Annotated in this window: 13 protein-coding genes and 1 pseudogene; 11 read left to right on the top strand and 3 right to left on the bottom strand. The window is 57.7% G+C overall.

Annotated features, from left to right (window positions below; all coding sequences use genetic code 11):
* The first annotated feature begins 19 nt into the window (after positions 1-19).
* The gene (gene chrA / locus ACA056_RS11000) at positions 20-1,324 is read left to right on the top strand and encodes a chromate efflux transporter (RefSeq protein ID WP_497273516.1); all 1,305 of its coding nucleotides are present in this window, start codon (positions 20-22) and stop codon (positions 1,322-1,324) included.
* 445 nt (positions 1,325-1,769) lie between these two features.
* Here the strand turns inward: chrA and ACA056_RS10995 are convergent.
* Positions 1,770-1,907: pseudogene (locus ACA056_RS10995) on the bottom strand (hypothetical protein); the annotation flags it as partial.
* A 152-nt stretch (positions 1,908-2,059) separates the two neighbouring features.
* Complete coding sequence (locus tag ACA056_RS10990) at positions 2,060-2,743, bottom strand: winged helix-turn-helix transcriptional regulator (RefSeq protein WP_497272643.1); 684 nt, start codon at positions 2,741-2,743, stop codon at positions 2,060-2,062.
* Between the two features lie 103 nt (positions 2,744-2,846).
* Between ACA056_RS10990 and ACA056_RS10985 the strand changes: the two genes are divergently transcribed.
* Positions 2,847-3,788: a carbon-nitrogen hydrolase family protein gene (locus tag ACA056_RS10985; protein WP_497272641.1), complete on the top strand. Its 942-nt coding sequence runs from the start codon at positions 2,847-2,849 to the stop codon at positions 3,786-3,788.
* Positions 3,789-3,830: 42 nt separating this feature from the next.
* Complete coding sequence (locus ACA056_RS10980) at positions 3,831-4,265, top strand: GFA family protein (protein ID WP_497272639.1); 435 nt, start codon at positions 3,831-3,833, stop codon at positions 4,263-4,265.
* Positions 4,266-4,315: 50 nt separating this feature from the next.
* Here ACA056_RS10980 and ACA056_RS10975 read toward each other — a convergent pair whose 3' ends face one another.
* Entirely contained in the window at positions 4,316-4,786 is a 471-nt protein-coding gene (locus ACA056_RS10975) for an anti-virulence regulator CigR family protein (RefSeq protein WP_497272637.1), read from the bottom strand.
* A gap of 296 nt (positions 4,787-5,082) precedes the next feature.
* Here ACA056_RS10975 and ACA056_RS10970 point away from each other — a divergent pair, with 296 nt between their 5' ends.
* The 8 genes from ACA056_RS10970 to phnE all read left to right on the top strand — a co-directional run bounded on the left by ACA056_RS10970 (position 5,083) and on the right by phnE (position 12,640).
* On the top strand, positions 5,083-6,579 hold the full coding sequence (locus tag ACA056_RS10970) for a methyl-accepting chemotaxis protein (RefSeq protein ID WP_497272635.1): 1,497 nt from the start codon (positions 5,083-5,085) through the stop codon (positions 6,577-6,579).
* A 324-nt stretch (positions 6,580-6,903) separates the two neighbouring features.
* A complete protein-coding gene (locus tag ACA056_RS10965) occupies positions 6,904-7,713 on the top strand; it encodes a glycosyltransferase family 2 protein (RefSeq protein ID WP_497272633.1) in 810 nt (269 codons plus the stop codon).
* Between the two features lie 83 nt (positions 7,714-7,796).
* A complete protein-coding gene (locus ACA056_RS10960; protein WP_497273515.1) occupies positions 7,797-8,600 on the top strand; it encodes a 2OG-Fe(II) oxygenase in 804 nt (267 codons plus the stop codon).
* Positions 8,601-8,641: 41 nt separating this feature from the next.
* Entirely contained in the window at positions 8,642-9,127 is a 486-nt protein-coding gene (locus tag ACA056_RS10955) for a GNAT family N-acetyltransferase (protein ID WP_497272631.1), read from the top strand.
* Positions 9,128-9,409: 282 nt separating this feature from the next.
* Positions 9,410-10,261 (top strand): putative selenate ABC transporter substrate-binding protein, encoded by an 852-nt coding sequence (locus ACA056_RS10950; protein ID WP_497272629.1) that lies wholly within the window; start codon positions 9,410-9,412, stop codon positions 10,259-10,261.
* Complete coding sequence (locus ACA056_RS10945) at positions 10,258-11,055, top strand: phosphonate ABC transporter ATP-binding protein (RefSeq protein WP_497272627.1); 798 nt, start codon at positions 10,258-10,260, stop codon at positions 11,053-11,055. Before ACA056_RS10950 ends, ACA056_RS10945 begins: the two co-directional genes overlap by 4 nt.
* The gene (locus ACA056_RS10940) at positions 11,049-11,876 is read left to right on the top strand and encodes a PhnE/PtxC family ABC transporter permease (protein ID WP_497272625.1); all 828 of its coding nucleotides are present in this window, start codon (positions 11,049-11,051) and stop codon (positions 11,874-11,876) included. The genes ACA056_RS10945 and ACA056_RS10940 overlap by 7 nt, the downstream gene beginning before the upstream one ends.
* Positions 11,873-12,640, top strand: coding sequence for a phosphonate ABC transporter, permease protein PhnE (gene phnE / locus ACA056_RS10935; RefSeq protein WP_497272623.1), 768 nt, complete (start codon positions 11,873-11,875; stop codon positions 12,638-12,640). The genes ACA056_RS10940 and phnE overlap by 4 nt, the downstream gene beginning before the upstream one ends.
* The last annotated feature ends 28 nt before the right edge of the window (positions 12,641-12,668 follow it).

Genomic DNA, 12,668 nt, shown 5'->3' with positions numbered 1-12,668 from the left:
TCTATCGAGGCCGTAGGCGATCAGCTTGAGCGAGGCATTCTGGTTCTGGTTGAAGCTCGGTTTCATCAGTTTCGGCGGGCCAGCAGGACAGATTTCGCTCATGCACCAGGAACTGGTAGAACGTCGCCGCTGGATCTCCGAACGACGCTTTCTCCATGCGCTCAACTATTGCATGTTGCTGCCTGGGCCAGAGGCTCAGCAATTGGCGACCTACATCGGCTGGCTGATGCATCGAACCTGGGGCGGAGTGATCGCCGGAGTGTTGTTTGTGCTGCCCTCACTGTTCATCCTCATCGCTTTGTCGTGGATGTACATCGCGTTCGGCGAAGTGCCTGTGGTGGCCGGCCTCTTCTATGGGATCAAGCCTGCCGTGACGGCCATCGTGGTGCAGGCGGCACACAGGATCGGCTCTCGGGCGCTGAAGAATAATTGGCTATGGGCGATAGCAGCAGCTTCATTTACCGCAATCTTCGCGTTCAATGTTCCTTTCCCTCTGATCGTATTGGGGGCAGCGTTAATCGGCTATGTCGGAGGGCGCCTTGCGCCTGAGAAGTTCAGAACCGGAGGCCATAGTGCTGCCAAAAAATCCTTCGGCCCAGCCTTGATCGATGACGACACCCCGTCCCCGGAACATGCCCGGTTCAGCTGGTTCAAGCTGGCGTCGCTCGCCCTGATTGGCGCCACGTTGTGGGCTTTGCCGATGGGGATTTTGATCGTCCTCTTTGGTTGGGAAGGCACCTTGACCCAGATGGGCTGGTTCTTTACCAAGGCCGCGTTGCTGACTTTTGGCGGAGCCTATGCAGTCCTCCCGTATGTCTATCAAGGTGCGGTCGGTCACTATGGCTGGCTTACCCCGACCCAGATGATCGACGGTTTGGCACTGGGGGAAACCACACCAGGGCCGCTGATCATGGTGGTGGCCTTCGTCGGCTTTGTTGGAGCGTACGTCTTACAAGTGTTCGGCGCCGATCATGTATTTCTGGCCGGGGCTGTCGCAGCCACCCTGGTGACATGGTTCACTTTCCTGCCCTCGTTCCTGTTCATCCTCGCCGGTGGCCCGCTGGTGGAATCGACCCACAACGAACTCAAGTTCACTGCACCGCTTACCGCAATCACAGCGGCGGTGGTTGGAGTGATCCTCAATCTGGCTTGTTTCTTCGGCTATCACGTGCTGTGGCCGAAGGGCTTCAGCGGTAACCTCGATTGGCCCTCTGCACTGATTGCCATTGCCGCGGCGATTGCCTTGTTCCGCTTCAAACGGGGCGTCATTCAGGTGCTGATGGCTTGCGCGCTTGTCGGCTTGGCGGTGCATCTGCTGCGCTAGAAAGGATGTGATCGGTCGACGCTTACGGACTCAAGCAGCGGAACAAACGCAAACGGGCGCCTTGTCGGGCGCCCGTTTTGTTTAGAGTTGCGTGCTGCGGGGTTTGCAGTTGAGTCTGTTGGACTTTCCCATCAGCCCTTATGGCTGATCAGTGCGATTTTTTCGATACCGAAGTCCCGGCTTTGCTCAACCCTTTCGTGTTGTGATCGCCTGGTGTCGTGGTCGAGACTGCTCTGGCTTTGGCCACGCCGCGAGTGTCTTTGGAATGGGCGATGCCTGAAGTCGTTTGGCCATGGCCGCGATCACTATTGCGCTCACTGCCGTAGTGGTTTCCGCTTTCACCACGGTCGCGAACAGCCTTGCCGGCATGATCGCTGGACAGTCCATTACCGCGGCCGTTGCTGTCTGAGTTGCCGGAATGACCTGAACCGCTGTGACCGCCGCCGTGGCCACCGCCATTACCACCACCGTTTCCGCCCCCATTACCACCACCACCACCACCGTCTTTCGCATAGGCGGAGTTCATGATGGACAGGTCAGCAGGGAGTAATGGGGCAGCCGCAAGCATCAGGGCGCATGACATTACAGCAACGAGACTCTTATTCTTTAAAAGCATGATTGCTTCCGTAGGGTTGGTTGATAGCGCGAGTCTTATGACGCATTAAGCCCCAGACAGTTCAAGTCCTGCGACCGACGGAATGCAATGTGCACGGCCCTAATCGGTAGCTGCCAGCGCTAGCGTGCAGCGCTCCGGGTACCTGCGAACGCGCTCGTGCCAAGCCAGCGCCACAAGCTTTCCGCATCCTTCACCGCGCCATCTACACGCAGCTCTCGCGACTGAAGAGCCTCCCGCGGTGTGCGGTCGCCCGTCCACACCTCGGTCAACGCTCGCACGCTGGAGTCCACGACGAGCGTCAGTTCGCGTCCGGGATCGTCGCGGCACAGGTCTGCCACGCCCTGTTCAACCACGAGCCACCACGCTTGCTCGCCGGGCCGCGCGTCGCGGAACTTGAACTGGATGACCACCGGTCGGGACGGGAACGTTTCGATGCGCACGAACCGGCGCACGTCCCACATCAGCAGGCCCGCGTCGAGTTCGTCATCGCGAAGGCGACTGCCGATCCAGCGCGCCCCCCAATGCCCTAGCGCCATGATGATGGGACGCAGTTCCTCGCCTGCCTCAGTCAGGCTGTACTCCCAGACTTTGCCGGTGGCCGTGCGGTGCACGACGCCGATTTCTTCCAAATGGCGCAGACGTTGTGCCAGCAGGTTGGTGGACATCCGAGGCACGCCGCGGTGCAGTTCATTGAAGCGCTTGCTGCCGCACAACAACTCGCGCACGACCAAAGGAGTCCAGCGCTCGCACAGAGCTTCAGCACCGCGCGCGACCGTGCAGAACTGACCGTAGCTTTCGTCCATTGCCTTGGCTCCGCAATTACAACGCTTCAGATTCTGAACTAGCCCCACCACTTCGCCACGCGCACGCTGAAACCTCGAAAGCCAAATACCAAAGGAGCACGCCATGACCAAGGTAGCCATCATTCAGCGCCCGCCCGTGCTGCTCGATCGCAGCGCGACGATCGCCCGGGCCGTGCAATCGGTCGCTGAGGCAGCAGCGGCGGGAGCCTCGCTGATCGTTTTGCCCGAATCATACATTCCCGGTTACCCGTCCTGGATCTGGCGGCTGGCGGCGGGAAAGGACGGGGCTGTAATGGGCCAGTTGCACACGCGGCTGCTGGCCAACGCCGTCGATATCACCAACGGTGACCTGTGCCAATTGTGCGAGGCCGCCAGGGTCCACGCGGTGACGATCGTGTGCGGCATCAATGAATGCGACCGGCGCAATGGTGGCGGCACGCTCTATAACAGCGTAGTCGTTATCGGCGCGAACGGCGCAGTGCTCAACCGACACCGCAAGCTGATGCCAACCAATTCCGAGCGCATGGTGCATGGCTTCGGTGATGCCTCCGGGTTGCGTCCGGTCGATACACCGGTCGGTCGCGTGGGTGCACTCATCTGCTGGGAAAACTACATGCCGCTGGCACGCTATTCACTGTATGCCCAAGGGGTGGAAATCTACGTCGCCCCCACGTACGACACGGGCGAAGGCTGGATCAGCACGATGCGTCACATTGCACTCGAGGGCCGCTGTTGGGTGCTCGGCAGCGGCACCGTGCTGCGCGGCAGTGACATCCCCGACGACTTCCCGGCTCGTACGCAACTGTTTCCCGATCCGGACGAATGGATCAACGACGGCGACTCGGTGGTGGTCAGTCCTCAAGGCCGGATCGTGGCCGGTCCATTACACCGAGAGGCAGGCATTCTGTATGCGGACATCGACGTCGCACTCGTGGCGCCAGCGCGGCGGGCACTCGACGTCACCGGGCATTACGCGCGCCCTGACATTTTCGAACTGCAGGTGCGGCGTACGCCGGCGACTGCGGTGCGCTACATCGACGGGTGAAGTCCGGCGGTATCGCCTGACAATTGATCAAGGAGTCATGCCATGAGCATTGAACGGTCTTACAAGGGCAGTTGTTTTTGCGGCGCAGTCGAGTTCACAGTCAGTGGCGAGCCGGTTGGAATGGGCTATTGCCATTGCGAATCGTGTCGGCATTGGTCAGCAGGACCGGTAAATGCCTTCACGCTGTGGAAACCCGAGGCGGTGCAAGTGACTCGCGGTGCTGACAACATCGGCACCTACAACAAGACGCCGCGCAGTGACCGCAAGTGGTGCAAGACGTGCGGCGGGCACCTCTTTACTGAACACCCCGAGATGGGGCTGATCGATGTGTATGCCGCGGTCATCCCGGATTTCGCGTATTCGCCTGGGGTTCACGTCCACTATCAGGAAACAGTGCTGCGCATCAAGGATGGATTGCCCAAGCTGAAGGATGTCCCCAACGAATTTGGGGGATCGGGCATCAGCGTGGACGAATAGCGCTGGTTGCGCCGGTTGCCACCTTCAAATGGGCATATGGATCATGCCCATTAATCAAAAGCACCGTTGAGCACTTCGTAGATAAGCCCGGTTGCCAGCGCGACCAATATCAAGTCGGTGCCCACTTGCTGCCATTCATACCCATCATAATGAGGCAGCCTGCCGATCAACCGGCCGTCCAGTTTTTTGGCAATCCCGGGTGGAAGCGGCTTGCCTCGCGCGAGGTTCTTTTGAATGCCGGGTGGCAATGCAGGTCCGGGGCTCCAGTAGTCCCGATACCCGCCAACAATCCCAAGAACGCTGCCGCGATTGATGCTTGGGCCATTATCCCAATCGCCGCCCCCGGAGTTTTTGCCTTTGCCTCCCTGACCTCCCTGGTTGCCATGAACCTGGCTGTTTTGCGGGTTTCCCTTGCCGTCTCCCTGGCCCTTTCCATTACCAGGATCGGCCAATGCAGTCACTGAACCGGAAACCAGCGCAAGGCATGTAATAGCTGCAATCAATGAGCGAGATCTGAGCATGAGTCGTTCCTTCCGCGTGGCGGGACATCTCTCTGTAATTTAGACGCTATCGACGATGTGGGTTCCCTGTCCTCCAATCAACACCCAAGTCCCACGGCCGGTTTGCAAGGGAGCCTGTCGTACTGCGCGTCACTTCAGCATTACTTGCCTCTATTTCTGACTTTGTTTCCCGTGTTCACCGTCAAACACGGGAGGAGTGATGGCAAAGGGCTACGCTCTTCACGGTTTCTCATGTATGCCTCGACATGCCGGAATGACCTGCTTTATTCCGGCTCAATGACATGGAGTAAAAGTGAATGCCTTTGCCCCCTCGTTTTCTTGACCACTACCGCAAAGCCGACCGAATCATGCTGGGCCTGATCTGGCTGATGTTCCTCTTCGCTTTGGGTCTGGCTTACTGGCACGACACGTTTATTCAGGCGTTTTTGGTGGGTGGCGGCACGAGTCTGCTGCTAACGGTGCTTTATCGCGCAATGGGCGGCACGCGATGGATGCGGTGTTGCCTGGGCATTGGCTTTATGGTCATGGCCGCGTTGCATATCAATCAGGCCGAAGGCGTCATTGAATCCCACTTTGGTATTTTCGCGTTGCTGGCGGTACTGACTTTTTATCGCGACTGGCTACCGATTCTGGTCGCCGCTGCCACGATCGCCGTTCATCACGTGGTCTTCCATGCGCTGCAACATCAAGGTTTTCCGGTCTACGTCATGGCGCATCACGGTGGGTGGACGATGGTGTTTGTTCACGCGTTCTATGTGGTCATGGAGACGGTCGCCCTGCTCTATCTGGCCGTGCACAGTCAAGCCGAAGCGGTGGAGAGCCAGGACATGCTGGACAAGATGCTCGCGGCCACGTCTCAGCTCGCCGTTGATGCTGGCAAGGGAGACAAGGCCACGGTGCATGTATCGCTCGCGGATCGTTTCGATCAATTCCTGATGCAGATTACCGCCCTGGTTGACGGGGTTGCTCGCGACTCTCACGGCTTGGGTGAGCTGGGCCAGGAGCTTGCCAAGGCGAGCAACACGCTGGAAAAAGGGGCCAAGCATCAGCTGACGGAAATTGCCCAGATGACGGGTTCGATGCAGCGGATGGGGGACGCGATGGGGCATATTGCCGTTCACGTCGAACATGCCGTTGAACATGCCGGCCAGGCCAGCGTGCAAATCACCCGAGGACAGGAAAGTGTGAACCGGGCGCAACATGAAATCACTCAGTTGGCGTCGCGCCTGAAAGGCACCCACTCAACCGTGCAGGTTCTGGCGGGACAGGCGGAGCAAATCGGTACTGTCCTGGAGGTCATCAGCAGTATTGCCGACCAAACCAACCTGCTGGCCCTCAACGCCGCCATCGAGGCCGCTCGCGCTGGTGAGCAAGGCCGGGGCTTTGCCGTTGTGGCCGATGAAGTGCGCAGCCTGGCGCAGCGCACCGCCCTCTCCACGAAGGAAATCAGAACAATCATCGAGGCCTTGCAGCAAGGCAGCCGCAAAGCCGTCGAGGCCATGCATGACAGCCGTGAAGGCGTGGAGCGCTGTGTCGAAGACAGTCAGCTGGCGGCAGCGATGTTGCAGGCGGTGGGCAGCGACATCTCGCATATCGATGAACTCAATGGGCGCATTGTCACCACCACCCGCGAACAATCCACGGCAAGCCGCGAAGTTGTCGGGCGCTTGCAGTCTGTGCAGACCATCGCGCAAAACACGTCAGACGATGTCGAAACCCTTGCCCTGAGCAGCCAGCGCTTGCCCCCCATCGCCGTTCGCCTGGATGCACTGGGCCGCACGTTTCATCAGTAATGCTCAATGCGCAGTAGCCGTTAGTGCCACGGTATCTACAGCAATGGCTGTACTTAGCCAAGCTGCGCGTACGAGAGATAGCTAGCGGGGGGGACGTGTAACAAATTAAGTCGCGAACGTTTACCTACAGCGCAGATCCTTATACGATGACGCCCGCTTATTTTGCCCTCCATCAGGCAGAGTAAGCTATGGTTATATTTGACGAAGCGGCTTAACAAATTGTGTTTTATAGTCAAGCAAATAGTGCACAGACAAACAAGCGAAAGCTGTATACATGTTCAATTATTCCTACAACAACATGCAGTATCATTGGACACCTGAACGATGAATAACACTAGCTTTCTGGCTGACAACTCTAAAACTTTCAGCATCGTCATAGTCAATTACAAAACACCAGAAATCACCAAGATATGCTTAGACTTATTGCACCAGCATGTGGGCAACCACAACGTCCCAATATGGGTAGTTGACAACTATTCCGCCGATGAAAGCACAGAGTATTTACGAACGCTTGACTGGATAAATTTAATCGAGCGCTCTGTATCTGAGCCAGAACCTGGGCATATCGCGCATGGCAAAGCACTTGACCTGGTTTTGGAGCGAGTTGAAACTGATTATTTATTTCTGATGCACACCGACACATTTGTTTTTGATAAAAATGTTTTTCCGATGATGCTAAATAAATGCTTGAAAAACCAAAAAACCGTAGCCGTCGGTTGTGTTGAGCAAATAAATCGCGGCACTACCCGAACACTTTGGCGCTTTAGCTCACGCCTATTCAAACACCATTTCAGACGTCTCAAAATCTCCATGGGATTGCGTTCCAGAGAACCAAAACCGTACAGAGAAGTCTACTTGAAGAGTTTTTGCACATTGTGGAACTGCAAACTTATCAAACAACACAACATGCATTTCTCGATGGATGATCGCGTGCCAGGCTACACCCTCCAGGACCGCATGACCGAGCTAGGCTATGTCGTTGAAATGTTATCACCGCGTAAAATCTTCAGTTATCTGGATCACATGCAGTCCGGCACTGTCGCAGCGGCTGGCAGTTATGGAAAAACTCATAGACGAACCAAAATTTACAACGATATCCTTAAGCGCCTGAAAAAAGAAAACAGCAAAAGTTAAGCTACGAAGAGACACGACGAGCAGTGCGCTGGACTCTGCTTGAAGTCACCTACAAGTCTTTATATCAAGTTATTGGAGCGGTAATGGCACCCATCACTCAAGCACTACCCATGACCCTCTCCCCGGAGCTTGATTTCGACCAGAACGCCGCCAGCGCCTTGGGTTCGTCATTGGCCAGTGGCTATACTCAGGCTACGCCATTTCCGCACATCGTCATCGATAATTTCCTGGATGAAGAGCTGATTGCGAGTATCTGCTCGCACTTTCCGATCGAACCCACCAACAACGAAATGCTCTATGAGCGCGGCTATAAAGGCCAACTAAAACGTCAAATCAGTCCCAACGAATGCCCCCCCTTTTTGAAGACTGTTTTCAACGCCTTTAATTCAGCCCCCATGTTGCAGTTTCTTGAAAAGCTCACAGGCATTGATGGCTTGATACCCGACCCCTACTTTACTGGTGGCGGTCTGCATGAAACGAAAAGTGGTGGTTTCCTGGGGGTACACTCGGATTTCAGGCTTAACAAAAAGCTTAATGTTGAACGCAGACTGAATATCATCATTTATCTGAATGAAGACTGGCGAGAGGAATACGGCGGCAACCTTGAACTTTGGGATGTCGACATGAAGACCTGCCTTAAAAAAGTCCTGCCCATTTACAATCGATGTGTCATTTTCAACACAGACAAAGACAGCAATCATGGGCATCCAGAGCCTTTAACAACTCCAGAGCACATTACGCGCAGGTCTATAGCACTTTATTACTACACCGCGGGAACCATGGTGATCGATCCCGCACAAAGAAATAAAACCCACTACAAGCCAAGGCCCAAAGATCGCTTAAGCCTTAAGTACTACCTGGGCAAACTAATCAAGAAAAAAAACTAGATTACGAAAGCAGCCATTGCGCGCCATCTTTAAGGAAGAACATGGACATTCGATTGACGGAAGCCAAAGACTGGATGTTTTTGAAGCAAGTTCGTCTTGCTGCGCTTCTGGACACGCCGACAGCGTTTGGTGCGAGTTACCAAGCGGCCGCTCAATACAGTGACGAGCAGTGGAAAGAACGCGCCTCGTCAGCGGCCGGACCGGAATTCTGGTTGGCCATCAAGGACGATAAACCGGTGGGAATGATAGGAGCCGGGGTCAGTCAAGCGAATCGCTATAACCTGATCGGAATGTGGGTGGCACCCGCTGCACGTGGTTCTGGCGTGGCAGCTCAGCTGGTTGAGGCGGTGAAATCTCGTGCGATCGAAAAAGGGCATGATCGCGTTTTTCTGGATGTCTCCCCGGACAATACAAGAGCCTCGAACTTCTATCTGAAGCAGGGTTTCTCTTTCATCGATGAATGGGAACCTTTGGCCAGTCATCCGCATATCAGGGTTCAGACAATGCTTTGGACGATACAAAACTGACCAACAATGTGCCTTTTGCAGATCCTGCGGGCTCAGCACAATACGGAATTTTCAGTTGGCGTTAAAGTTGAGAAAAAAGGGTTCCGCCAATGCGGGGATGTCGGAGGGGTCTTGTACGTCGACCACAAAGATCCCACCAGCTTGGGGGCCACCTGCCTTAACCCACAATTGGGCCAAAAGCGGTCAATTTCGCTCCATTTCGTCTACCCTCACAAAGCCATGCAGCAATCAGCTTGCGCCTGGCGTATCGACATTTTTGCCTTAATGCACCGGAGAATTTTCATGCTCAACCGTACCCTGGCATTGGCTGTCGGCTTGACGCTATCTTTTTGCACCCTGTGGGCGCAGGCCGCCGACACCCTGAAAGTCAGCGCGATTCCCGATGAAGCCCCGACCGAACTGCTCCGCAAGTTCAAGCCGCTGGGCACCTATCTGGAACAACAATTGGGCATGAAGGTCGAGTTCGTTCCCGTGAGCGACTATCCGGCTGTGGTCGAGGCGCTGGCCACCGACCGAATCGATATGGCCTGGCTGGGCGGCTTCACGTTCGTGCAGGCCCGCCTGAAAACCGGCAATGCCATTCCGCTGGTACAGCGCGAACAGGACGCCCAGTTCACCAGCAAATTCATCACCGCCGACCCGGCCGTCAGGTCCCTCGCTGATCTCAAGGGCAAGACCTTCGCCTTCGGTTCGGTGTCATCCACGTCGGGCAGTCTCATGCCGCGCTATTTCATGCTGAAGGACGGCATCAAACCGGAAACATACTTCAGTCGCGTGGGCTATTCCGGCGCCCATGACGCCACTGTCGCCTGGGTCCAGGCCGGCAAGGTGGACGCCGGGGTACTGAACGCCAGCGTGTGGGAAAAACTGGTCGCCGCCGGCAAGGTCGACACCACCAAGGTCAGAGTGTTTGCGACCACCCCGGCCTACTACGACTACAACTGGACGGTACGCGGGACCCTCGACCCGGCGCTGGCGGCCAAGATCAAGGCGGCCTTTCTGGCGCTCGATCCGGCGAATCCGAAGGACAAGGAGATTCTGGATCTGCAGGCCGCCAGCCGATTCATCGAAACCAAACCCGAGAACTACAAGGGTATCGAGGAAGCCGCACGCGCCGCCGAACTGCTCAAATGACGTTGCATCTGACCCAGGTCAGCCTTACCCACGCCAACGGCGTCCAGGCGCTACGTGGTGTGGACCTGCACATCGGGGCCAGCGAACAGGTCGCCATCATCGGTCCGTCCGGCGCGGGTAAGTCGAGCCTGCTCAACCTGTTGGCCACCGCCCTGCGACCGGACAACGGTGAGCTGCAGGTGCTCGGCGAGCGAGCCTGGCAGCTTTCTGCCCGTCAGCGTCAGCGTCTTCGCGCGCGCATCGGCCTGATCCATCAAGCGCCCCCGCTGCCAGCGCGCCAGCGCGTGGTCACCGCGGTTCTGGCTGGAAAGCTGGGTCAGTGGGGTCTGGGCAAGAGCCTGCTGAACTTGCTGCACCCGGTGGATATTCCGGGCGCACGCGCGGCGTTGGCCAGGCTGGACCTCAGCGACAAGTTGTTCGCGCAATGTCAGCAACTGTCCGGTGGACAGCTACAGCGCGTGGGCATTGCCCGCGTGTTGTATCAAGCGCCCGAGGTGTTGCTGGCTGATGAGCCGGTATCGGCCATGGATCCGGTGTTGGCCGAACACACGCTGTCGGTGCTGTGCCACCATGCCCGGCAGCACAACGTCACCCTGGTCGCCAGCCTGCATGCGGTGGAGCTGGCCCTGGTGCACTTTTCGCGGATCATTGGCTTACGTGACGGACAGATCCTGTTCGACCTTGCGGCCAGCGAAGTCGACCGCGAGCTGCTCGACAAGCTCTACGCCAACGAGCAGCTGCAATCCCCACCGATTACTCCGACGCCCTTGAGTGTGCAGATTCCCCGATGCTGACCCGTGATACCCGAGATCCGGCCACCCGGCCTCGCCTGCTGTTCACCTTGCTGGCCCTTGCCTTGCTGTGGCCGGGCATCCACTTCAGCGAGTTGGACCTCAGTGTTCTGGTGGCGAGTGACAGTCAGAGCGAGATGGGCCGGTTTGTCTCAGCCTTCTGGCCACCGGCCCATGGCGAGGAATTCATTGAGCTGTTAGTGCAAGCCACCCTGCAGACCCTGGCCATCGCCACGGCCGGCATGGCCCTGGCGTTGTTGTTGGCTGTCCCCGCCAGCCTGCTGGCCAGCCGTGCTCTGTCGCTGTCTGCCGCCTCCCGTGCCGGCCACCCCAGCTATTGGGGCCAACTGCTGCGTTGGCCGGTACGCGGTTTACTGATCTTCCTGCGCAGCGTGCCGGAAATCGTCTGGGCGCTTTTGTTCGTGCGCGCCGTCGGCCTCGGCCCGACGGCCGGGGTGCTGGCCATTGCCATTACCTACAGCGGCATGTTGGGCAAGGTCTACGCGGAAATTTTCGAGTCGGTCGACCAGCACCCGGCCCACGCGCTATTGCAGGCTGGCAGCGGTCGGCTCGCAGCCTTTTTCTACGGGATCCTGCCCAATGTCGCTGCCGAGCTGCTGTCGTACACGGTGTACCGCTGGGAATGCGCCATCCGCGCCTCGGTGGTGATGGGCTTCGTCGGTGCCGGCGGTCTGGGCCAGCAGATGGACCTGTCGTTGCGCATGTTCGCCGGCGGTGAAGTGGCCAGCCTGTTGCTGACGTTCCTCTTGCTGGTGCTGCTCGCCGATCAACTCAGCCGCCTGCTGCGCTGGAGGCTGGCATGAATCGCCTGATCAACCTAGTGCTGCTCCTGTGTATCGGCGCAGCGGTGGTCGCCTCGTTTATCTACTTGAGCATCGACCTCGGCGAACTAGGTAGCAGCGGCAACCTGAAGCAGATGGGCGCCTATGCACAACGCTTTCTCAGCCCCGACCTGAGCGCGGGCCACCTGCAAGCCATCGGCCACGGCGCTCTGGAAACCATCGCCATGTCCGCCCTCGGCACCCTGCTCGCGGCGGTACTGGGTCTGCTGTTGGCATTGCCCGCGGCCGGACGCTTCGGCTGGCCTTTACAGAGCGCGTCGCGTCTGGTGCTCAACGCTTTGCGCGCGGTTCCGGAACTGGTGTGGGCGGCACTGATGGTCCTGGCCGCCGGGCTCGGCCCCAATGCCGGCACTCTGGCCTTGGCCTTGCACACCACCGGTGTGCTCGGCCGGCTGTTCGCCGAAGCGCTGGAAAACACCCCACCCGAACCAGCCGAAGCCATCCGCCTGCAGGGCAGCAATGCCGTATGGGCGTTCTGTTACGGAGCACTGCCCAACCTGTTGCCACAGCTACTGGCCTACATCCTGTACCGCTGGGAAAACAATATCCGCATGGCCAGTGTGCTCGGCTTCGTTGGCGCCGGTGGTTTGGGGCAAATGCTCTATGTCAGCCTCAGCCTGTTCCAGGAAGCTCAAGCCAGCACGGTCATTCTGGCGATGCTGTTGCTGGTATTTGCCGTCGACACATTGAGCAGTTGGAGCCGTCAACGCTGGGTCAAGGCCTGACAGCTTCGCAGAACCGGATGACCTAGCG

Source organism: Pseudomonas sp. LBUM1666 (genome assembly GCF_059695775.1).
This window is presented reverse-complemented; position numbering and strand designations above follow the sequence as displayed.

What these genes read in the sequence shown, in the direction of transcription:
- ACA056_RS10980 (WP_497272639.1), top strand. Translation starts at nt 3,831, where the DNA reads ATGAGCATTGAACGGTCTTACAAGGGCAGTTGTTTTTGCGGCGCAGTC.
- ACA056_RS10975 (WP_497272637.1), bottom strand. Translation starts at nt 4,786, where the DNA reads ATGCTCAGATCTCGCTCATTGATTGCAGCTATTACATGCCTTGCGCTG.
- ACA056_RS10970 (WP_497272635.1), top strand. Translation starts at nt 5,083, where the DNA reads ATGCCTTTGCCCCCTCGTTTTCTTGACCACTACCGCAAAGCCGACCGA.
- ACA056_RS10950 (WP_497272629.1), top strand. Translation starts at nt 9,410, where the DNA reads ATGCTCAACCGTACCCTGGCATTGGCTGTCGGCTTGACGCTATCTTTT.
- ACA056_RS10960 (WP_497273515.1), top strand. Translation starts at nt 7,797, where the DNA reads ATGGCACCCATCACTCAAGCACTACCCATGACCCTCTCCCCGGAGCTT.
- ACA056_RS10965 (WP_497272633.1), top strand. Translation starts at nt 6,904, where the DNA reads ATGAATAACACTAGCTTTCTGGCTGACAACTCTAAAACTTTCAGCATC.
- ACA056_RS10985 (WP_497272641.1), top strand. Translation starts at nt 2,847, where the DNA reads ATGACCAAGGTAGCCATCATTCAGCGCCCGCCCGTGCTGCTCGATCGC.
- ACA056_RS10940 (WP_497272625.1), top strand. Translation starts at nt 11,049, where the DNA reads ATGCTGACCCGTGATACCCGAGATCCGGCCACCCGGCCTCGCCTGCTG.
- ACA056_RS10955 (WP_497272631.1), top strand. Translation starts at nt 8,642, where the DNA reads ATGGACATTCGATTGACGGAAGCCAAAGACTGGATGTTTTTGAAGCAA.
- phnE (WP_497272623.1), top strand. Translation starts at nt 11,873, where the DNA reads ATGAATCGCCTGATCAACCTAGTGCTGCTCCTGTGTATCGGCGCAGCG.
- ACA056_RS10945 (WP_497272627.1), top strand. Translation starts at nt 10,258, where the DNA reads ATGACGTTGCATCTGACCCAGGTCAGCCTTACCCACGCCAACGGCGTC.
- ACA056_RS10990 (WP_497272643.1), bottom strand. Translation starts at nt 2,743, where the DNA reads ATGGACGAAAGCTACGGTCAGTTCTGCACGGTCGCGCGCGGTGCTGAA.